The organism is Alteromonas sp. 76-1 (genome assembly GCF_900654235.1).
Lineage (GTDB): Bacteria > Pseudomonadota > Gammaproteobacteria > Enterobacterales > Alteromonadaceae > Alteromonas > Alteromonas naphthalenivorans.
The window spans coordinates 4399697-4421860 of sequence record NZ_LR136958.1; the positions used below are offsets into that span (position 1 = coordinate 4399697).

At 44.0% G+C, this 22164-nt stretch carries 22 protein-coding genes; 2 read left to right on the forward strand and 20 right to left on the reverse strand.

The window, feature by feature from the left end:
- Nucleotides 1-143: 143 nt before the first annotated feature.
- From ALT761_RS18655 to ALT761_RS18670, 4 genes are all read right to left on the reverse strand, one after another.
- Nucleotides 144-614 carry a hypothetical protein gene (locus ALT761_RS18655; RefSeq protein WP_129740301.1) on the reverse strand — a complete coding sequence of 157 codons (471 nt, stop codon included), beginning with the start codon at nt 612-614 and terminating at the stop codon, nt 144-146.
- 282 nt (nt 615-896) lie between these two features.
- Nucleotides 897-1877, reverse strand: a complete 981-nt coding sequence (locus tag ALT761_RS18660; protein WP_232043496.1) for a DUF4097 family beta strand repeat-containing protein — start codon at nt 1875-1877, stop codon at nt 897-899.
- Nucleotides 1878-1888: 11 nt separating this feature from the next.
- Nucleotides 1889-2464 carry a hypothetical protein gene (locus ALT761_RS18665; protein ID WP_129740303.1) on the reverse strand — a complete coding sequence of 192 codons (576 nt, stop codon included), beginning with the start codon at nt 2462-2464 and terminating at the stop codon, nt 1889-1891.
- Entirely contained in the window at nt 2457-3032 is a 576-nt protein-coding gene (locus tag ALT761_RS18670; RefSeq protein ID WP_129740304.1) for an RNA polymerase sigma factor, read from the reverse strand. Before ALT761_RS18670 ends, ALT761_RS18665 begins: the two co-directional genes overlap by 8 nt.
- A gap of 132 nt (nt 3033-3164) precedes the next feature.
- Here ALT761_RS18670 and ALT761_RS18675 point away from each other — a divergent pair, with 132 nt between their 5' ends.
- A complete protein-coding gene (locus tag ALT761_RS18675; RefSeq protein WP_129740305.1) occupies nt 3165-3818 on the forward strand; it encodes an MOSC domain-containing protein in 654 nt (217 codons plus the stop codon).
- A gap of 20 nt (nt 3819-3838) precedes the next feature.
- Here the strand turns inward: ALT761_RS18675 and ALT761_RS18680 are convergent, their stop codons facing one another.
- From ALT761_RS18680 to ALT761_RS18700, 5 genes are all read right to left on the reverse strand, one after another.
- Nucleotides 3839-4921, reverse strand: a complete 1083-nt coding sequence (locus ALT761_RS18680) for an MBL fold metallo-hydrolase (protein WP_129740306.1) — start codon at nt 4919-4921, stop codon at nt 3839-3841.
- A 152-nt stretch (nt 4922-5073) separates the two neighbouring features.
- Nucleotides 5074-5526, reverse strand: a complete 453-nt coding sequence (gene rplI, locus ALT761_RS18685) for a 50S ribosomal protein L9 (RefSeq protein WP_013786396.1) — start codon at nt 5524-5526, stop codon at nt 5074-5076.
- 26 nt (nt 5527-5552) lie between these two features.
- Complete coding sequence (rpsR, locus tag ALT761_RS18690) at nt 5553-5780, reverse strand: 30S ribosomal protein S18 (RefSeq protein WP_013786397.1); 228 nt, start codon at nt 5778-5780, stop codon at nt 5553-5555.
- Between the two features lie 11 nt (nt 5781-5791).
- Nucleotides 5792-6190, reverse strand: coding sequence for a 30S ribosomal protein S6 (gene rpsF / locus ALT761_RS18695; protein ID WP_129740307.1), 399 nt, complete (start codon nt 6188-6190; stop codon nt 5792-5794).
- 256 nt (nt 6191-6446) lie between these two features.
- A complete protein-coding gene (locus ALT761_RS18700; RefSeq protein ID WP_129740308.1) occupies nt 6447-7619 on the reverse strand; it encodes a sensor histidine kinase in 1173 nt (390 codons plus the stop codon).
- A gap of 327 nt (nt 7620-7946) precedes the next feature.
- Here ALT761_RS18700 and ALT761_RS18705 point away from each other — a divergent pair, with 327 nt between their 5' ends.
- Nucleotides 7947-8234 (forward strand): YebG family protein, encoded by a 288-nt coding sequence (locus tag ALT761_RS18705; protein ID WP_129740309.1) that lies wholly within the window; start codon nt 7947-7949, stop codon nt 8232-8234.
- A gap of 88 nt (nt 8235-8322) precedes the next feature.
- Here ALT761_RS18705 and ALT761_RS18710 read toward each other — a convergent pair whose 3' ends face one another.
- The 11 genes from ALT761_RS18710 to ALT761_RS18760 all read right to left on the reverse strand — a co-directional run bounded on the left by ALT761_RS18710 (nt 8323) and on the right by ALT761_RS18760 (nt 22107).
- The gene (locus ALT761_RS18710; protein WP_129740310.1) at nt 8323-9903 is read right to left on the reverse strand and encodes a methyl-accepting chemotaxis protein; all 1581 of its coding nucleotides are present in this window, start codon (nt 9901-9903) and stop codon (nt 8323-8325) included.
- Nucleotides 9904-10052: 149 nt separating this feature from the next.
- The gene (locus tag ALT761_RS18715; protein WP_129740311.1) at nt 10053-11558 is read right to left on the reverse strand and encodes a sensor histidine kinase; all 1506 of its coding nucleotides are present in this window, start codon (nt 11556-11558) and stop codon (nt 10053-10055) included.
- A 59-nt stretch (nt 11559-11617) separates the two neighbouring features.
- Entirely contained in the window at nt 11618-12700 is a 1083-nt protein-coding gene (locus tag ALT761_RS18720) for a methyl-accepting chemotaxis protein (protein WP_129740312.1), read from the reverse strand.
- A 79-nt stretch (nt 12701-12779) separates the two neighbouring features.
- Nucleotides 12780-13781 carry a LacI family DNA-binding transcriptional regulator gene (locus ALT761_RS18725; protein ID WP_129740313.1) on the reverse strand — a complete coding sequence of 334 codons (1002 nt, stop codon included), beginning with the start codon at nt 13779-13781 and terminating at the stop codon, nt 12780-12782.
- A 56-nt stretch (nt 13782-13837) separates the two neighbouring features.
- Nucleotides 13838-15184, reverse strand: coding sequence for a glycoside-pentoside-hexuronide (GPH):cation symporter (locus ALT761_RS18730; protein ID WP_129740314.1), 1347 nt, complete (start codon nt 15182-15184; stop codon nt 13838-13840).
- A 52-nt stretch (nt 15185-15236) separates the two neighbouring features.
- Nucleotides 15237-16592 (reverse strand): GH1 family beta-glucosidase, encoded by a 1356-nt coding sequence (locus ALT761_RS18735; protein ID WP_129740315.1) that lies wholly within the window; start codon nt 16590-16592, stop codon nt 15237-15239.
- A 346-nt stretch (nt 16593-16938) separates the two neighbouring features.
- Nucleotides 16939-17667 (reverse strand): HugZ family pyridoxamine 5'-phosphate oxidase, encoded by a 729-nt coding sequence (locus ALT761_RS18740; protein ID WP_129740316.1) that lies wholly within the window; start codon nt 17665-17667, stop codon nt 16939-16941.
- Between the two features lie 21 nt (nt 17668-17688).
- Nucleotides 17689-18507 carry an ATP-binding cassette domain-containing protein gene (locus ALT761_RS18745; RefSeq protein ID WP_129740317.1) on the reverse strand — a complete coding sequence of 273 codons (819 nt, stop codon included), beginning with the start codon at nt 18505-18507 and terminating at the stop codon, nt 17689-17691.
- The gene (locus ALT761_RS18750) at nt 18494-19747 is read right to left on the reverse strand and encodes a FecCD family ABC transporter permease (protein ID WP_442858132.1); all 1254 of its coding nucleotides are present in this window, start codon (nt 19745-19747) and stop codon (nt 18494-18496) included. The genes ALT761_RS18745 and ALT761_RS18750 overlap by 14 nt, the downstream gene beginning before the upstream one ends.
- Nucleotides 19744-20949 (reverse strand): heme/hemin ABC transporter substrate-binding protein, encoded by a 1206-nt coding sequence (locus ALT761_RS18755; protein WP_129740318.1) that lies wholly within the window; start codon nt 20947-20949, stop codon nt 19744-19746. Before ALT761_RS18755 ends, ALT761_RS18750 begins: the two co-directional genes overlap by 4 nt.
- Before the next feature lie 3 nt (nt 20950-20952).
- A complete protein-coding gene (locus ALT761_RS18760; RefSeq protein ID WP_129740319.1) occupies nt 20953-22107 on the reverse strand; it encodes an HmuY family protein in 1155 nt (384 codons plus the stop codon).
- Nucleotides 22108-22164 lie beyond the last annotated feature (57 nt).

Genomic DNA, 22164 nt, shown 5'->3' on the forward strand with positions numbered 1-22164 from the left:
GCTTTTGCGCATCGTTGAACAATGGAGGATGAGATCATAAATGAAGGTTAATAATAATTATTAACCACTAGCGGAATGCAAACCTTCGTGAAGCGCTTATCTTGTAAGGGCTACTCCAACAACTTCACCACAAGATGGTTAACTTAGAGGGTTTTTTCAATGCGAAAAAAGGTGCCATCGAAAACGGTATAAGCAACCTTATGCTCTTGAAACAACAATATTGAACCTAACGCCTGAGGGCCATTTGCACAAGAAAGCTCTACCTGCGTAATTTTACCGTCATCGAAACCTAACGCGTTTCCCGCTATTTTAAAGCTAGCAACTAGTTCGTCGGAATCGACTTTCTTCTCGGTATACGTAGGAGACTCACATGCCTGTTGATTCAGTTGCGCACTATCTGAATGGTAAACCAATGAACTACCTAATACCTCTTTAGCTTCTGTGGCGCTTTGTGCTGAGATTCCTGGCTGGTACGCTTTAGTTACCACCCAAGTACCTTCAAAGAAGGCCGGATCTTGTACTGCGCATCCTAATGTTAATACGCTAATGCTTATCGCGCCGGCTATTAGGCCGTGAAAGCGCCAAAAGCGTTTTAAATGGCTAAGAATATTCAAAGCTCTTTCCCTAATTATTGATTATTTAGCGCTATTTGCGGATATTGACTTAGCTATTTCGACGTGGGGAGAAACGTTACGTTCACTAGCGTGGGGTAAATAGACACAAAACTGCGGCGGACAGATTAGTTGCGTATTAATTATGCGCAATTTGCGCGTGACGCCATGTCACAATCTGATACAAACGTGATAACAACCTGCCCTAACTTAATCTATATATAGGGGCGTTAGTGCTTTTTTCAAGCAAAAACGCCAATGCTTAAATTTCCTCAACCCTTGTCACTACTGCGAATCTAAGGTAATACGCCCATTTACCGTTGAGATATCAACATTCGCAGAACCACCATTGTTGATAAATCGCAGCCAGCTGCTGGGGCCGTATTTTGGCTTTTTAACTGCATCGCTACTTATGTTATTAATGATTTTGCCACCTGCATGCGTCTCAATGTCAAATTGTGCAGATACTTTAGGTTGAAGGGTAAAGTTTAATTGGCCTCCGACTGAGCTAGCTTTTAATTGCCCGTTGTCATTCAAGTGCAAGCGCGCATTTGTGGCACCATTCACAGTGGTCACACTAAGAGAATCTATTTTCTCTAGGGTTAAATCAATGCCTCCATTAACGGTTTCCACCACTACGTCAGGGCTAGATGTACTTAACCTCAGGTCACCATTAACGGCAACCAAAGACACACCATCCTTTCCTGAATGAACAGCTTCCACATCGCCATTCACTGTTTCTACATCAAGTTTGCCTTTAACATTGTTCAACGCAATGTCACCGTTTACCGACTCTACTTTAACGCGATTACCAATGTCGGTGAGCTCTACATCTCCGTTTACCACTTCAACATTTACACTTTGGACGATGTCATTTATTTGCACATCAGCATTAATCGCGGTGTAGTTTACATCGCTAGATTTAGGCACAAAAATTACCAGGTCATCCCCTTCATCTTTGTTTTTCCACCAGTGCTTGCCGCTACGCTTCACTTCAACATGAATAACGATAACATTGCCACGTTGTTCAAAGACAAACTCGTCGGTGTTGTCACCCAGTTCACCGGTAACGTGTACTTGAGGTTTATCCCAACCTTTGATTTGAGCGTCACCATTGACGTGCTCTATATCAATTTTAACGCTATTTGGGACATCTAGTGTTCGGTCTATTTTCTCGCCCGCATATGCAGTAAAGGCCAGCATTGTGCTACTTAAAAGTACACCATGAAAGAGTACACTAGCTAAGGTTTTGCGAATGATAGTCATAATAAAACTCCTTAAATTTGTTGCCATTTGGGCGCGTGCACTCGCTCAATTAATGTGATTTGCTGTTGATATACGTGTTTTAGCATCTTTAACAGTGCTCGATTGTTGGGATCATCTTTTAATGCTGCTTTTATCACAACAGCAGCGTCGTCTAATTCTTTTAATTGCGCTTGCCAGTTTTCACTTAATTCTGGTGCACTGTCGTAACTCGCTAGCAAAGTGGTCATCTGTTCATCTTGCTGCTCACTCAGTGCATCAACTAACGCATAACCTGCGAGCTTAGGTTGCTCACCACTCGTTTCACCGTTAGTAAAAACAGGCGAGAAAAACCAAATAACACTGACCAGCATGGCACTCGCTGCCATGGCCAACCATGGTGTGGTAGATAAGCGAGCAACTGTGCCGCGCTTCTCTTGGCCTAAGGGTTGCTTATTTAGCCCATTTTCGTGTCGCCCATTTACATCGGCTTTGCCGCTTACTTGGCTGTGTAGTGACAATTCAATACCGCGCCATAAATCTCTTTCAGGCTCACGGGTTTTAGGTAGGCGTTGAATCTCAGCCTCTAAGGCTTTATCAAACTTATTCATCTTCACACCCCATCCAGGTTTTTAGCAGTTGTTTAGCGCGGTGAAATTGCGCTTTACTGGTGCCTACTGCCATGTCTAACATTTGTGCAATTTCTTCATGCCTATAGCCTTCAATGGCGTGCAGTACGAATACCATTCGAGCTCTTTGTGGCAATCTAACCACTAACGCTTCTAAATCGACTTGGCCGCTGTCTGCCTCTGCGGGCATTTCCATCGCTGGACTGGTTTCAATATTAAACATACGTTGAACCCAGTTGCGCTGTTTACGCAAATACGACACGGTCACATTGGCTGACACACTATGTAACCAAGTAGAAAACTGACTTTGTCCGTCGAACCTATCAAGCTTTGACCACAATTGAATAAACACTTCTTGCGTAGCGTCTTCTGCAAGGCCGCGATCGCCAGTTAACCGGAAACACAGTGCGTAAACCCGCCCCACATGGTTATGATACAAGGTTTTGTAGGCCACTTTATCACCCTGCTTAGCTGCTAGAATAACCGAAGCTTCGCTCTGGCTTTTATCGTCAGTAGTCAGGTCAGTAACCTGTGCTAAAGTACGCTCCATCACAATCTCATTGTTTTCCTGTAAACCGCTTTTTTCGACATTTTCGGCTTACCATCTTGTTATTGTTAAAAGGTTAGTCGTACCCTATGTGATAAAGGTTTAAATTAGCAAAACTTATTTTTTGGAGTTTGTATGTCTTCCCCCTTAAAAGTTGACGCGTTATTCGCAGGGCAGCCCCAACCACTTGGCCCACGAGGTGCGCCGAGTAGTATTATAAAAAGCGCAGTTTCACAGCTAACCGTCCACCTTGATTGTACCGACGAAGATCAACAATCAAACAAGAAACTTCATGGCGGCCCCGAAAAGGTTTTGCATCAATTTAGCCCCCTTCATTACTTTACACTACGTAAGCATTTTCCAGACGGTGAGTTTGAGCCTGGCAGTATTGGTGAAAATATCAGCGTGGATGGTATGGATGATGCCACGGTTTATATTGGCGACGTATGGAAGTTCGGTGAGGTTGTACTGCAAGTCAGTGCGCCGCGAGCACCCTGCAGTAAAATATCCCAACGTTTTAATATTAAAAACCTAGACAGGTTTGTTGGCGAGCGAGGGATAACGGGTTGGTATTACCGCGTGCTTAACACAGGCGTTATAAATGTGGGTGATAAAGTGGAACTCGTACGCAGGGAAAGCAACACTGTTAACGTCCAAACATTAATGCATTGCGCCCACATTAAAACGGATACAACACTGGCTAGAAAGCTCTCAGAACTGGAGATAATTGATGAAGAGTGGCGCTTAAAATGCTTTAAAATAGCCAACAAAGGGGACCATGCTGGCTAGTGCATTCGGCATCAGACAGACTAGAACATCACTTCCTCGTCTTCGTTTAACAAGTACAAGGGAATATCGTTGTTGAGCTTATCATTCATATGCAATAACCTAAACAAGGCCGAATGTGATGTTTTATCCCCCATTCTCCAACTTCTATTGCCATATCCCCATGGCACCACGACACGGCAGCCTAAATCCTTAGCCGCTGTTAGTGCATCTTCTGGCGTAGTATGAACTTCTCGATACCACTTCGGATCATTTTCACTGAAATAGGAAGCAATAGGTAACAAACACACATCTATGTTTCCAAAACGTTCCGCTATACTTTTGAAGTGTGGCGAATAACCTGTATCACCAGCAAAAAATAATGTTTTTCCCTGAGTTTCTAACACCCAACCACCCCACAGGGCAGCATTATTGTCCTCATAAAGAAACGGAACAATTGTCCGACTACTAAAATGATGAGCAGGCACAAAATGGATTGTAGTCTCTCCAATGACTTTCTTTGCATACCAAGCCATTTCATTTATGCGGTAATTGTTTTGGTCGAATTGCTTGGCAACGCCAAGTGGGACAAAGTATGTTGGAGTATTGCCAATAGTTTCTATGTCAGATTTGTTGAAGTGATCGTAATGGACGTGAGAATAAAGTACCGCATCCGTAGCTTGCATCACAACATCATCGGGCTCTTCAGGGATATTCCTATAAAAACCCTCTGTTACTTTAAACCCCCAATTAATAGGCCAGTCAAATTGCCCAAATACGGGGTCGATAAGGATATTTTGTTTTGTTGCGGTTTGAATGATGAAACTCGCATGACCAAGCCATTTAATATTAAAACCAGTATCTAGCGTGACCTGAGGATTATCACCTTGGTACTGACAGTCTTGCATAAGCGAATCACAAAGTATATCGATATGGGCAGGATAGCAGTCTTCTTGACAGGTTACAGGGTATGCCTTTACGTCACTGTAAAGATTTACAAACCGATCTTGGTAACCTTCTTTTTCGCTGTACTTCACCACCGTATCAGATGACGCAATAAGAGAAACATGATTAGAAGCACTACATCCAGCTACGATAAGCGCCAAAAAGAAAATTCCAAATTTCATATTAACCTCACAGTTTTTCAACAAGCTATGTTAACTCATTAAGAAAATGTGCATAGGTCAGTTTAAGAAATAAACGTAAGCAGGTATGAATAATTTAATATCAGACATAAAAAAACCGCTCATAAGAGCGGTTTTTTCGTATACGTCAGCGCTTATGCTTCAGCAATGATAATCACTTTAATAGAAGTGGTTACATCAGAATGAAGTTGTAAGTCGATGTCATATTCGCCAGTGTCGCGAAGTGTGCCAGTAGGAAGTTTAACTTCCGCTTTAGCTACTTCAACACCAGCTGCTGTGATTGCATCAGCAATGTCACGTGTACCGATAGAACCGAAAAGTTTACCTTCGTCGCCAGCTGGCGCCGCAAGAGTTACTTCTGCAAGTTCATTTAGTTTTTCAGCACGTGCATTAGCAGCATCAAGCTGCTCAGCGATTTTCGCTTCAAGTTCAGCACGACGTGCTTCAAACTTTTCAACGTTCGCTTTAGTTGCAGGAACTGCTTTACCCTGTGGAAACAGGAAATTACGAGCGTAACCAGCTTTAACAGCTACTTGGTCGCCCAGACCGCCAAGATTGGCGACTTTATCTAGTAGGATGATGTTCATCTTAACTACCCCTTAATTACGCCAAATTACTTGTGTGAATCAGTGTACGGAAGCAACGCAAGAAAACGTGCGCGCTTAATCGCAGAAGACAGCTGACGCTGATATTTTGCGCTTGTACCAGTGATACGGCTAGGGACAATCTTACCGCTCTCTGTGATATAATTCTTAAGAGTAGCGATATCTTTATAATCGATTTCAGTCACACCATCTGCAGTGAAACGGCAGAATTTACGACGTCTGAAAAAACGAGCCATGGGTGATCTCCTTAAGCGTTATCTTCAGTGGATTCAGGTCTTCTTTCTGCGCGCTCTGTACGAGGTGCAGAATCGTCACGACGCTCACGACGCTCTTCTTTAGTCATAGGAGAAGGCTCGGTTACAGCGTTTTTAGTGCGCATTACCATGTTACGTAAGATAACGTCGTTGTAGCGGAAAGCATTTTCCAGCTCGTCAACAGCTTCAGCAGTCGCTTCAGCATTGATCAATACATAGTGGGCTTTGTGCAGCTTTTCAATTGGGTATGCCAATTGACGACGGCCCCAATCTTCTAAACGATGAATCTGACCATCGTCTTGCTTAAGAATAGTGGTATAACGTTCGATCATACCAGGTACTTGTTCACTCTGATCAGGGTGAACCATAAATACGATTTCGTAATGACGCATTATTGCTCCTTACGGTTGTAGCCTCGACAGTACAGCCAGACTGTATAGAGACAAGGAACCTAGTTAGGGTGGCTGTAAGGGCGCGGATTATACGCACATACCTGCTTTTGTACAAGCATTAATCACCGGCAAATTTTATGTTTGCGCATGTTTTGATGATATAGGGATAAATACGCTTAATAATGAAGTTGGCAGCGGGGGCCCGTCGGCGTTTTGAAGCGCTTAAAAGGCTAAGCACGATGCTTAACCTTATTGTTTACAATACGGCTTTAAAAGAAAACACCGTTTCATTTTCATCTGAGTGCACCATCAGGCTACCTTTATGTGCTTCAGCAATTTGCGAGGCGATAAACAAACCTAAACCCAAGCCACCGGTTTTTTTGTTGTTTTCATTTCGCCAAAATGGATGAAATAGCTTATCGATAACATCAGCGCTTATTGGGGTGCCCCCATTAGACACGCTAACTGTGAGTGTTTCTTGTTCGATACTGGCTACCACTTTGATAGGCTGCGCGCTATCGCCGTGTATTATCGCGTTAATCAGCAGGTTAGACAGTAACTGGCTGATACGCTCTGGGTCACAAGAAAAGGTGCCCTCTATATTGATATTCGCACGTATGTCTCGGTCTGAATGCAAGCTCGATAGTTCACTTACCGTATGTGCTAAAACGCTTTCTAAATCGTTCACTGGCTTAACGCTTAGTTGAACCCCCTTACCCATTTGCCCGTGCGTAAAATCCATCACGTCACTAATGAGTCGCGTCATGCGTTTAGCGCTGTTGTCCATACGAGATAGCACTTTTTGGGAAGTGGCATCACTGGCATGCTCAACAAGAAAGTCGACACCCATTTTTAGCGCTGACAAAGGCGTTCTTAAATCATGCCCCAAAATGGCAATATATTGCTCACGCAATTTAGCGGCAGCTTGCTCGCTGAGAAGATTGGTTTCAGCCGTGGCTAGACGGTCATCTACTTCCATCTGCCTTGAAATCAGCTCGGCGAAAGACTTTATTTGATTTTCAATTTTATCGGTTTTTAACACCGCAGGAAGTGGATCTAAACCACAAAGCGTACCGAAAAAGTCACCATTTTTGTTGTAAATGGGGTAAGAAAAGTAACTTTCGAAGCCATACATGATGGGTATTTCACTTTCTCGATAAACGGTATCTTCTTTAGCGTGCTCAATCACAATCGGTTTCGTAGATTTTCTTACTTGGCTACAAAACGTAGTTTTAATATCTAACTCATCGCCAGGTATCAAGTTAAAATTTACTTGGTCTAACACTGAGCACATTGTCCAATTGTCTTCAGTGACTCTTGCTACACAAATAAAGCGAAGTCCCGTGACATCTGACAACATTTTCATTATGTGTGGAACAGCTTCTATCGATTGAATAGTGCGAATATCTCGCTCAATGGAAGAATTCATTACATCCTCTTCGTATCTAAATCATCTATATCACGCCGATTTTCGGCACTCGATTTCACGCCCTAAAGAGACAATGTCACGCCTTTTGGTAAATTTGCTGTTATTCGAAGTTGCACTACTGGGTGAAGAATCATTGAAAGCTGCAACTAAAAGAAACGAAGCATACATTTTTGAATGTGGGCGTGGCGATGTTAACGCTGTTTTTTCAGCTTATTTAGTCACTATACTTAAGTTGAAAAAAAATAATATCAAAAACGTTAAATACTGTTTATTTATCCAGTTAAATATTGTACAGTTTTATGGTCTATTCATCTAAGGGGACCTACCATGGCCATTACCACACAGTATGTTGTTACGCACAAAGGGGTAGAAAAATTGGTAACTACCGATAAAAAAGAAGCAGATCAGTACGATAAGATGCTCGACGCTGCCGACAACCTTGCTGAATACATTCAAGCAAAAGGCTTAGGCATTGAAGATAGCCTTGTTGAAGAACTCACTATCATGTTGTCTAAGAATAAAGACAAAGTGAGCAAGATTTTTAAAGGTGCGACAGCCCAGAGTGTACTAGAAGATGAGAGTGCCGACGTAGTAAAGCTTAAAGCCAACGGATAGGCGTAGTAGAAATATTTAGCGTGCTTTTACGTGGAGCTAACGTATATAGAAAGAGACTAAAAGCACGCTACAAAACAAACAGCACAGATTATCCTGTGCGTTTATTGGTGTTAAAACGAGCTATTAACCCATTAACTTGATTTACAGTGTCACGAAGATCTCGCCCCACTTTGAGCGAGGCTTCTGATGACTTCTGCGTTTCTTCCGCACTATCAGCAACATCTACAAGTTGCTGATTAATATGCTCAGCCACAGTACTTTGTTCCTCTACAGCAGAAGACATTTCAACGGTGGCTGAGGCGATACCACTTACCGCATTATTGATTTCTTGTAATGCGCCTCGGGTTTCCTCAACTATTGCACTGCCGTGTTCAGCAGACACTAATCCTTCCGAAGACACCTTTACGGCCCGTTCTGTTCTATCAACAAGCTCTTGGATGATGTTGTGGATTTTATCGGTGGACTCGCGGGTTTTCGAAGCCAACGTACGCACTTCATCCGCAACAACCGCAAAGCCGCGGCCTTGTTCACCAGCACGGGCAGCTTCTATGGCGGCATTAAGTGCTAGCAGGTTGGTTTGATCGGCAATGCTAGAAATGATGCTAGCGGCTTCGCCTATATCACTGGTGGATTGAGCAAGCTCGGTAACCGTATCGGAAATCGACTCCACTGCACCTTTTAATGACAGTATAGCCTGCATCGCTTCTTCAGCTTTGTCGTTGCCCATTTGTACGTTATTCGCCGCCGTTTTAGCGCTAACAGCATTACTTTCAACCCGTTCAGCCACTTCTTGAATAGCTTGACTCATTTGCGTTACTGCTGTGGCAATTTGTTGGGTAGCAAGGTTTTGCTGAATAATCGTTTTACTGGTTAACTCGGCTTGGCTGTGGGTTGAAACCGCAATATTTTCTAATCCCTCAGATGCGTCTTTGATGCGGGTTAACGCTGTGCGTGTGCGCGCGAGTTCACAGCCTAACGCCAACTTAGCCTGAGCAATATAATCAACATCGGCATAATACGTTTGTGCCACAAGTGCATTACTATAACTTGCAGGGCTTAATGAAAGAAACTCCCGCCAGTAGCTCCGGCTTTTTGCCGATTGCCACACCATCATAATGAGTAATGCAATGAAAGTAACACCTAAAGGGAGTAAGCCAGCAGTAAAGCCAATCGCTATCAACAATAATAAACTTACTACTATCATGGGTAACATGGGTGAAAGTGTCTGACCAAGCTTTGCAGCGAAGGGAATTGGCGATTTTCCAGCAGATAGTCTGGCATATATGCTAGATGCGCGAGCTATCTTTTCATCGGCGGCATGAACTCTAACTGACTCATACCCCACGGCTTTACCTCCCTCGTATACGGGAGTAACGAATGCTGACACCCAATAGTGATCGCCATTTTCTCTTCTATTTTTGACTAATCCAGCCCAGCTTTGACCCGATTCTAAAGTTCGCCACATTTCTTTAAACACACTAGACGGCATATCCGGATGACGAATAATGTTGTGGTTTTTTCCTATCAAGTCTTCTCGTTTATACCCACTTGCTTCTACAAATTCGTCATTGCAATGTTGTATAACACCACGCTTGTCAGTAGAAGAGATAAGGCGGTAATGAGAAGGAAATTTGTATTCGCGCTGGGTAACAGACTGGCTTTTCTTCACTAATAAGATCCATTGCTATAGTGGTATCAACGTAAATAGGAAAGTCCTATTTCTTGGTAACTCACTAAAAGCGTAGACCATTATGGTCAGGATTAATACTAAAGTATAAAAAGAATGCGGTAGTATCTAGAATTTTAAAGCCAACAAGGTCACGCTAGGGGTAGACGCACCTTGATAGTGGTGCCCTTATCGATTTCACTGGTCACTTCGAACTGGCCGCCGTGTTCTTCGATGATAGTCAGTGAAATAGACATGCCAAGACCGGTGCCATCACCTGGCGGTTTGGTGGTGAAAAAGGGGGTAAACATCTTGCCGATGACTTCCTTTGACATACCTTTGCCTTCATCTCGCAAAGTAATGATCGCCTCCTTTTCTAGTGCTTCAACATGAAACTCAATGCATTTTCCTTCATCTGTGGCGTAGATGGCGTTAGTCAGTAAGTTGACGAGTACTTGTTGTATTTGCCCAGCGTTGCCTAGTATTTTTATATCGTTTTCAGGAGGCGTAAATACGACTTTATTTTTATACTTGTGCAGATTATTCGTAATTCGTAAGGCCGAATTAATTGCTTCGGTAATATTGATGGCCACGCGCTTGCCACCGCTGGGATAGGAAAACCCTCTTAGTGCTTTCACAATATCAATAATTCTTTCAATACCCTCTGAAGACTCCTCAAACATTTCTGAGATAGCTTCGGCACTCTCTTTTAATGAATACGTGTTTTCAAGTGCCAAGTAACGGGCCTCTATCTCTCCACCCGCATCTTCACAAAGTACCTTTATTTCCGACAAAGCACTCTGGTAATCCTTAAAGATATCGCCAGCCACTGAGGTATTGCTGCGGACATAACCGATAGGATTATTAATCTCATGAGCAATACCTGCCGCTAACTGCCCGAGCATGGCCATTTTATCTGCAGTTATTAGCTTTTCTTGCAGATAGCGTTGGTCTTTTTCCATCGAGGACAGGGCGGCTTTGTGGTGCTTAATTTCGTGTTTAGAACTTCGGTAGCCTATGCCAAATTGTAGATAGTGCTTATTTGCGTCAAGCACATACAGCATTTCTTCATCTAGTTCGCTGTTTTTAGTCAGTAGTGCAAGCCAAGCCTGCTCGCCGTTGCCTAAGTTCTGCATGAAGTGTAAGACGTAAGCTTCTTCATGATTATCTGGCCTTTCTACGGTATTTACACACCATTGGCTGTAATCTTCTGTAACCGAAAGTGGGAGCTCATCTAAAATAACCTTGGCAAAATCGCTGGCCTCAACCCAGCCGTTTTCTATTTGCCAAATTTTAAGATCATCTCCCTGCGTCACCTTTCCAGCTTTAGTAATAAAAGCCAAACCACAATAGGCATCGCTGAATTCAACCGCTGATTCAATCGCGGAAAAGATGAAGCTAGCTCCGCTATCGGAAGATTTGAGGTGGGAAGCAGAGCGATTTAGAAAGATTAACTCTCGCTCTCTTTTTTTCGATTCATGTAATGCTTTACGCAAGGCTTGCGTTGCCGAATAGGCATCGCTTGAGTAGCTTTCTAAAAACCACTCAGCGTTTGCCCTCGCTACTTTTTGGCGCTTAAGTTGTCGCTCAAGTGTTTTCACTTGAGCTTTTAAGCCAGCAACCTCGTCGGGGCTAGGGGGTATGGAAGCATCGCTCAATATATAAGCCTTTTAATCTATACCTCTACAAGCGCATTCAAATCATATGAAATAACTGGTTAGCTCGCTATCTTACCTAATAGCAGCATCACTTTTTCGCTAGAACGTTCCATTTCAATCACTTTCGCTTCTAGTGTTGATGCGTCACCTTCTATTTTTGCATTGATAGCAGCCACACCCGCACGATGTACCGCCGCATGCGGTGTTTCTAACTCTCTAAATGATGACGACTTGCCAATAGCAGTGCCCTGATTTTCACTATACCACTGACCTAAACGGCAACTGGCGTGGTCAGCAAAATCACTTGATTTTTTATCGCTGTAACCAAATAGAACCGCGTATACATCTGACTTCCATACTACGTGGTCTAGCTTTACCGTTTGTATAAACGTGCTTAACGACCCCTCATTAATAGTCGTTTTCATACTATCGCAATGAGAAACCATGGTTTCATAACTGCTATTAAGGGTACTGATCCCCTCTTCTAGCTCTTCGTTATTGCCTCTTAATTCGTTAACGCCTGAAACCGCTTTTGCCGTAGACTGAATAATATCATTTACTAGCTCAGACACTTCTGTCGCTGATTTATTTGTTTCAGTGGCTAGTGCTCGCACTTCATCGGCTACCACACTGAATCCGCGACCCGCATCACCCGCACGCGCAGCTTCAATAGCAGCATTCAGTGCCAGTAGGTTAGTTTGATCCGATATGCTGGTAATGGTAGATACAAATTTGTTGATGTTATCGGCTGTGCTTGATAACCCAGAAATACGCTCGCTCATACTCACCATTTGAGTATTCAACCCACTCATATCTTTAACAATTTTGGTAAGTACTTGAGAAGATTGTTCAAACAATTCATTAATATCTGATATTGATTGGTTTTCGGCGTTTATTTTTTGATAAGACCCTAATACGGTTTCTCGTATGCCTTTTACTTGGTTCAGAGAGTTAACCAAACAACGTGTTACCACATCGTCTTCGTTTTGCTTGGCGGCGTCGCTTAACTCGATAACTTGTCGATGAAGTTCTGCATTTTCAGACTCTAAGGCTGATATTTTATCAAGGGCAACTTGATAGCGGCTTTCAAGTTGAGAGGCCTGAGACTCTTTTTCTAAGTATTTGCTTCGAGAAACGAACATAGTTGACCAAATTTTTATTTGTGTGAAATTTTAGCATAACAGAAAAAAGCGTAACGTCACCATTCGTCGTTGGTTGAAGTTACTCAAATTTTCTGGTGGTTCCTCGAATAATCAATTTAGGTGACAAAATATGTTCCATTGTCATTTTCCTATCGCCATAAGCCTGGTTTAAAATCCAGCGTGATGCCATAGCACCAATCTCCCGCACAGGGTAGTTCACGGTAGTTAACTTAGGGGTAAGGTAACTCGCAAAATCGACGTTATCGAACCCAATGACAGAGATCTCTTCCGGTACGCGCTTGCCATGTTTTCTAAGTGAGTTAATGGCACCTGATGCCATTTCATCATTCGCACAAGCGATAGCACTAAAATTCACGTTGCGGCTAAACAATTCATCCACACATTTTTCACCAGAGAAGGCTTGGAAATTACCTTCAGCCACGGAGTCTTCATCGAAATGAATATTGGCTTCTTCTAATGCTTTTTTGTGCCCAAGTAAACGATTAAAACCATCCGCTTTAAACAATGCGCCCGCAGCGTAAGCAATTTGAGTATGACCCAAATCGATAAGGTGTTTAGTCGCTAGATAAGCGCCAAGCACATTGTCTAGGCTAATACACTTTTCACCAATAGCTTCTATATAACGGTTAACTACAACAATAGGAACATCTTGGCTGGCAAGGTCGATAAGGTACTCATCGCTGACCGCCTCAACATGCAGAATAAGTGCATCGCAACGGCGACTCAGCAAGGCTTCAATTTCTTTTTTCTCTAAGGCTTCATCACTGTGCCCAGTCACCACAAACATATGTTTGTTGGCTTGCCTAAGCACTTTTTCAGAACCGGCCATCATGGCGCCAAAGAATGAGCCGTGTAATTCAGGAACCACATACCCTACGGTATGGGTTTTATTTGAGGCAAGGGAAGCCGCAATGACATTGTGTCGATAGCCAAGCTTCTCCATCGCATCAAGCACTTGCTGACGCGTTTTCTCTTTAACGGTATCTGTGTTGTTGATAACCCGAGATACTGTAGCTGACGACACGCCGGCTAGCTCACTTACTTGTTTAATCGTTACCATAGAGCATTAACAGTGCATATGTGCGCTGTGTATATCCTTGCTTTGCGTAGTTATTATTACGATGCGTGATGCGCGTCGTCTGTGGTCAATCCAAGACGCTGCTGAATTGCCATCATTTTTTGGTTATCTAATGTATACCAGCGCATAATAATCGCAACACCTATCGATGCAATTGCCGGCCCGATACAGAATAACGCCACAATTCCTTTTGCCACATCAGGTGAAAATGCGTCTGGTTGATAGTTAACTGATGCGAGTAACCACCCCGCAAGTGCGCCGCCCAAGGCCAGCCCAACTTTAATGAAAAAGACCACGGTTGAATACGTTAACCCCGTCATACGAAGCCCCGTTTTATCTTCGCCATAGTCCACCACATCAGCAATTTTTGCCCACAGTAGCGGCGTAGCCATTTGCAATATAAGGCCCCAAAGGAAATGTAGCGCAATGGCTGTAAACCACGCTTGATAAGGCACAAAATAATTCACGATACACACTGCAGCGCTAGCTAACTGAAGCCAGGTGTAAACTTTGATTTTACAAAATCGCTTAGCTACTGGGTTGGCCAACGCACAGCCTATAATGCTTCCCACCATACCGGCGGTAACAAATAATGTGGCCGACTCTGGTCGCTGCAATACGTACTTCACATAGTAGAGCGCTAGCGTGTTCCGCATCACCATGCCGGTGAGTAATACGATCGCAACCATACAAAGCACTCGGCACTGATCATTTTTCCAAATGGCTGCTAGCTGGGTTTTATAGGGCGCAGGCGTTTCATTGGCAGGTTTCACCCGCTCTTTAGTACCGGCAAAGCAAAGCAGAAAAAGTACCATCCCCACTATACTCATCACTATCATGGCGCGCTGATAGCCAAGTGCCTCGTTGCCGTTCCCTAAATAATCAACCAATGGCAACATAAATGATGTCACCAGCAGGCCACCGCCCATGGCAAATACAAATCGATAAGATTGGATAGATACGCGTTCTGAGGCATCGGCACTTAGCACGCCGCCCAATGCAGAATAAGGAATATTGATGGCCGTATACATTATCATTAACAGTGCATAGGTGATAAATGCATAGTACAGCTTACCTTCTTCGGTAAGCCATTCAGGCGAGGTAAACGCAAGCACGCTACACAGCGCAAAAGGTAAAGCCAACCATAATAAATAGGGACGGTATGCGCCCCACCGCGTTCTTGTTCTGTCGGCCAAAGATCCCATTAAAGGGTCAGTAACCGCATCAAATACGCGAACCAGTAAGAACATGCTCCCTACCGCTGCAGCCGGTATACCCACAACGTCGGTGTAATAGAATGTCAAAAACAGCATGACGGTTTGAAAAATGAAATTACTTGCCGTATCGCCTAACCCGTAGGCAATCTTTTCCTTTGCACTTACCATTGGCTTCACCGTTATCTTTATTATTTTATGCTTTTAATCAATTGCGCACCTATCAAGCTGCGTTTAACGCTTTTCGTCTTTCTTCTAGCAATTGTTGTAGTCTTAGTGCACTGGCTTTTAGCGTTCGTTTTTGCGTATCGTAATCAACGTAAATAATACCGAAGCGTTTCTCGTAACCCAGCGCCCATTCAAAATTATCTAACAAGCTCCAAACAAAATAGCCTGTTATATTAACCCCTGCTTCCATTGCATCAGCTACCGCCTGCAAGTGAGTGGTTAGATATCGAATACGCTGCTCATCGTTTACGGCCCCATCTTTTGTTAACGTATCATCACTGGCCAAGCCATTTTCAGTGATAATAAGCGGTGGTAGTGGGTAGTCATTATGCAACTGTAGCAGTAAATCAGTTAACCCTTGCGGGTAAACTTCCCAGCCCATTGCGGTAGTTTCACTTCCCTCTGGGGCTGGCAACTGACAAGGATCTTCAGAGCCATCATCGGTAACTTTAGCGCGAGTGTAGTAATTCACACCTAAGTAATCTATTTTCTCAGAAATGATATCCATATCGCCATCGAGAATATCTGGTCGGTGAGCCGCTGGAATGTCATCGATAAGAGCAGGGTAACAACCATGCATTAACGGTTTAATGTACCAGTCGTTGTGATGATCATGCGCTAATTTTGTGGCACGAATATCTTTTTCATCATTAGAGTTTGGGTAAAACGGGGTAAAGTTAAGTACCACGCCAGACTCAATATTGGGTACATTTTCACGCAGAACGCGCATACCTAAACCATGGGCCAGCAACAAATGGTGTATCGCTTTTTTACCAAACTCTTTACCCACTTTCCCTGGAGCATGAATGCCTACTTCATACCCTAAATAAGCACTACAAAAGGGTTCGTTTAAGGTGGCATATGAGAAAACCTTATCACCAAAAGCTTTACTCACCACATCCACATATTCGGCAAAGGCATAGGCCGTTTTTCTATTTAACCAGCCTCCTTCATCTTCTAAATACTGAGGTAAATCCCAGTGATATAGAGTGACGTATGGCTTTATGTTGTTTTGCTTTAGCTTGGCTAGCAAGGCAAGGTAGAAATCGAGCCCTTGTTGATTAACCGAACCATCTTTTTTAATAATTCGTGGCCAGCTAATGGAAAATCGATAAGCGTCTACATTTAGCGAGTCAATAATGCCTAAATCTTCTTCCAAACGGTTTACATGATCACATGCCACTAGGCCATGACTGCCATCGGCAATCTTTCCAGGTGTATTGCAAAACGTATCCCAAATGCTTGGCTCTCTGTTGTCTGCATCGCCCTCTATTTGAAATGACGATGTCGCAACCCCCATAGTGAAATTTGATTGCATAAAGGGAGAGCCAGGTTGGGCTAAAATTTTCATGTGTACAAAACCTTATTCGAATGTGTGTATCAGCGCCTGTCTATAACAGACGATAAAAAATGCTTATCACAGGCACTAACAATACTTAGATTGTGCGAATCCAAGGTGTATTAGCGCTTTATATAAGATGCGCTATTGGCAACTTATGTACAAAGCCGGTTATATGGAACAAAGTGTAGCATTTTATGTAAGCGCTTTCATATAGAGATAAGGAGTAACAGGGAAGAATTTTACATTTTATTCACAGAAGGACACCCAGCTAAGCACTTCGCTGGGTTTCCAATAAAAGTAGAATGTCTAGCACTTGCGCGACAAAGGAACACGACGTTTTAATAGCGCGAATCTTTTAGCTCGCTTTGGGTATGTTCAATGCCGTGCGTGCATCGTTAGTCAGTTTGACAAGGGCTTTTCGAACATCGGTGGAGCTTGCACAAATGGATTCAAATGGAATGAACCAGGTCGCTTCCTCGCTACCACAATGCATACCTTCTGGAAATGCACTGTGCATAATAGGATGCTCAATATTCACGCCGATTTTATGCTGTAAAATTAACTGCATGGCATCTTGATGATCTTCATTCATATGCGTGATCATACCGTCTGGCGACTTATGCCACTCTTGCTCTTCAACCTGCCAGTATGCTTTATCTATCCAGTGGATTTTCCCGAACCCGCCGATAAATCGCACTCGCTCAGCGCGGATAACATAAAAGTTAAAGTCATGGGTTTGTTCATAACCCTTAGCCTGTGGAAACAATCTTAGATACTGTGCTTTCACATCCGCTTTGTTAGCGAGTTCAGCGTTGCCCATAATAGTCACACGACCATTGGCTTGAGAATCATCTTCAGCAGCATCGAATATGGTTAAACTGACTTTATCGTTCGCTTTAATATTACGAGTGTGCAGGGCAATATCACTAATGTAGATAATGGCATCACCGGCGGGCGTAAGGTAATAAGGAACAACCGAGCCAAAGGGATATCCTGGCATTGACGTTGAATGGGTTCCTAGCACACCACTGTGGTGAGTTCGGCTTAATTGTTTTGCTGAAAATGCAATATCTTGCATGCTCATAAGAAACTCCGTCTTTTTAAATTAATGTGTAACAAACACATCGTGCTCTTGGTTACGAATAAGGTTTAATTGGGTGTGATAGCAGCGTGCTAGTGTTTCTATGGTTAGCGCATTTTCAGGCCTATCATCGGCTATACACCCCTGCTCAGCCAGTAAAATCATTCTGCTGCAATAAGGTGAAATCAAATTAAGATCGTGACTCACACAAATTATGCAAAGCCCCTGTTTACTAAGACTGACCAATTGCTGCATCACCAACTTTTGATGACGTAGGTCTAGTGCAGAGGTTGGCTCATCAAGCAGCAACAACTTTCCAACTAAGCTGTCCTTTGGGTTTACCGGTAGTAACTGCAATATTGCTTTGCTTAAAAATACCCTTTGTCGCTCTCCTCCTGACAAGGTTTGAATATTTCGCGACAACAAGTGAGTAATGTCAAACTGCTCGGCAACCTTGCCGATAATGTGATTGCGATTCTCAGGCGACTCAATAATGTGATGACGCGCTAACTGCAATATTTCATCTACTACAAAGCCAAAAGGGGTAGACGCACTTTGCGCCATGACCGCGCGATAGTTTGCAAGCTTTCGCAAACCTATTTCACTTAGAGGCACACCGTTAAATAAAAGCGTGCCTTTATCAAGCGGCGCTAGGCCGCCTAGCACAGTAAGCAGGGATGATTTCCCGCAGCCGTTTTCTCCCGCAAGGGCAATAAATTCACCCGCATTAAAGATAAGATTAAGGCTGCACAATAGCTGTCGTTTTCCCCTGATAACATCGACATTAATAAGGGTGAGTAGGGTTTCATGTCTCTGCGTTTGAACTTGATTAAAACGAGCCATTAAATACCCCTTTTTGCTGCCATAACAGATACAAGAAGAAAGGTGCCCCTATGGCGGATGTAACAATACCTATAGGAATTTCCATTGGAGTGAATAATGTTCGAGCCAACGTATCGGCAACCGTCAACAACAGTGCCCCCATTAATGCACAAGCTGGGATGAGTACGTTGTGATTAACGCCAAATAATGTGCGACACATGTGCGGCACAACTAAACCCACAAAGCCGATAATGCCACATAGGGCTGTTGCTAAGGCGACAGCAAATGCCACCAACCACAATATAACGTGTTTATATCGCGCTACATTCAGGCCCATATAAGCCGCTTCGTTTTCACCTAAGGCTAATAAATTAAGCGCATTACGAGACATCATTAAACCTGTAATAGCGATAATACCGGCCGCCGCTACCAGCGCGCATAAGGTCCAACTAGCGCCTGCTAAACTGCCCATAGTCCAATAGGTGATTTGGCGAAGTGCATCGTCGCTTGCCACATAGCTAATAGCACCAATAATGGTGCCGGTGAAAGCATTTATTGCTACCCCTGCAAGTATTAGCGTAGCCACCGAGACACCTTGCGTACTATTAGCAAAACGTAACACGGTCCATACGGACAATAACGCTCCGCCAAATGCCCAAAGTGCTACCCAAACAGAGGCAAGCGCGGGTACGAGTGGCGGCACTATAGCCATGCTGACTGCTGCTGCAGCCGCGGCGCCACCGGCAATACCGATTAAACCTGGATCCGCCAATGGGTTTCTCACCAAGCCCTGCATAGCACAACCTGACACTGCCAATAGCGCCCCAATAAATAAGGTCATAATAACCCGTGGTAGTCGCAGTTCAGTAAGTACGTACCAATGCGTACTATTAAATGTAGTTGAAACGCCAAGTGGCGTTGCCTCGCGATTAACGCCGCTTTCCTCAATAGAAGCCCCTTGAGAAAAAAACGGCCCTGTTAACTGAGAGAGTTCATGCCACAACAACTCCCCTACATTAATCGATAAGCTGCCACTCACAACGCCTATGTAAGCGCTTAGTAGCAACAGTGCACCAAGAAGTGTTAGGCCATGCCGATTGCGCCTTGCTCTTGTTGAAAGTAGGCCTACCATGACGGCTGATACATTATTTTTCTGCGTCTTTTCAGGCAGCGGGTTATTTGTCACCGGGGGCTTTGTCGGCGACCCTTTGACCAGCGGCGAACTAGTGGCAGAGCCGTGGGTTGAGGTAGACACTGTCACTCGAATCTTCCCATATCCTGAGTGTCTGTCTTTGTGCTGTTATCTACGCCCGTACTTTCTGCAATAGGGCTTTTAGCAATACTTTCTTGAATAGCCTGCTCTTGAATAACACCATTTTGAATTGCAGACTGGGAGCTAATCGGTTCTTGCATTGGGGTATCTGCCGCTTTGATAGATAAAGCACGCAAGCCATGTTCAGCAACGGCTTTTAGCGCAATCGCAAAACGGGGGGACAATCCTAGACCAATACTGCTATCCATTGCTTTTACCAAACAATGTTGGCCCGCAAATGTTGCGGCAATAGCATGGTGTGAACACAGAGAATTCAGAGCATTTTCGCCATGCAACATATGGCCTGCTGCAAACACGACATCGGGATTTCGCATAAGCACTGACTCGGCATCCATCAGTTTGTAGCCATTGAGGTCGCTTGCAATATTGGTCATACCCAAGGTATCAAACAGTGCTTGCGGTACAGTTTTGGCCCCTGCCACGGTAATGCCTCTATCATTATTCGCTACCACGAAAAGCGCATTAATGGTGTTGGGGTAACCTGTACTCGCGTAAGACGCTATTGCTTCGGAATATTGCACTTGCTGAACGTCCACTTGACGATGTAAGTCAGTAACAAGCTGCTCGGCTTTCTCTACCGCCGACACTCTGTGACCAATATCAAGTATCATCTCGCTTAAACCGTCTATGTCTTTTGAGACATGATAAACGTGTACATCAACCCCTGCTTTGGCAACTTGCTCTAACATGGGTTCTGGGCCTGTAGCACTTGCCCCTAATAGCAGAGAAGGTTGCTGGGCAAGCACGCCTTCTGTACTCAGTTGACGAAAATAGCCTAGTTTTGGAACCTCAGTCGCCGCGCCGGGAAACATACTTGTGCTGTCTGTTGCCACCACCCAATCCCCCCGCCCTAGCGCGTAAATAATTTCCGTTACACTACCGCCCGCAGCAATAATTCGGGGCGTTTCAGATTGCTGAAGGTTGTCAGCCATCGGTGGTGAAGTGGCTGTGGGTACTGTGGATGCTGAGAGTGCTGAGAGTGCTGAAAGTACGGAAAGCTCTGAAGGTGCTGAGAACGTAGCGGCAGCATACGCGCCGCCACTACCTAAACACCAAAATACACTTATCACGCTTAACATATGTAGCACCTTTTTCGTGCTGATTAAGCTGGGTAATTTGGTTTTCTCCATTAATTACTCCTCGGCAACGGGATCGGCGCGGAAGCTATAAGCGCCTGACGTACCGTCTTCATCGTAGTAGCTAGTAATTTGGAATTTAAATACGCTATCACCTGCCGATATCAGGTATACCCCGAACTGTGAGTACAATAAGTGGCTAGTGCTGTCATAGTAGTACCAGTTGTTAGCGGTAAACGCATAGTCACTGACGGTTTCAGCACTGAAACCATAAAATGCAGCGGCTTCAGTATCTATGCCTGCATAAGTCTCAGCATCGGTGCGAAGTACGGTTGCATCATCGGCAATAGACAGGGCAAATTCGCCCGCTTCATCTGCACAAGGGATAGTGATATCCCATGCATCGGTTTCTGTTACTTCTTGCTGCAAATCGAAATCGATGTAGATTGGCGAAGTACACCCTACTGCATTAACGCTTAGCGATACCTCTTCTGCAAACGTGGTTTGCCCATCGAGTACACTTTGATGCATGACGCCCAATGTAATTTCGCCGATACCACGCCCTTCAGTCACAATGTCAGTCACATGGAATTTGGTATAGTTTTCATCTGATGAAACCACGTAGTAAGTATCGCTAGCCGCGGTCACTACATGGGTAGTAGTATCATAATTATAAAAAGTATCGCCAATAACGGCAGACTCGGTATCGGTAGAAAAAGCGTCGGAATCTGGCATGTCGCTCGTCGTTACGGCTAAATAGTCATCAAGTTCGCTGTCAGCGGTAGCATTTAGAAATAGATCTGCCACAGCTGCGCCATTTTCGTCGTAAAAATCACTATTGTTGTCAGTAAAGTAGATGCTTACCGGGGTCTCTTGTGCTGTGTTTAAAAATACCGAAGTACGTTTAAAGCCGATATCCCAAGTGGTGTCGCTCGCGGCTTCTTCTTCGGTAAGAGTAACCTGGGTTTGTGTATCTAAATCAAAATACACGGCAACCGGTTCAGATGTACTACCTGTGCTGTACGGCCCATAAATTGTAGCCACTTCATTACTGGTTTCGCCTTCATCACCCGAGCCGTCATCTACTTCATCACCACTATCTTCACCACTTTGATCAGGTGTTTCAACAATTGGATCGCTACTATCAGAACCACCGCAAGCGGCAAGCCCCAATGTCATAGCAAGTAATAATGCTAAGTAAGTTTTATTCATGTGTATGTTCCTTGTTAAGTTGTTTTTTTAGCCGTTGTTATTAATCGATTAAACGGC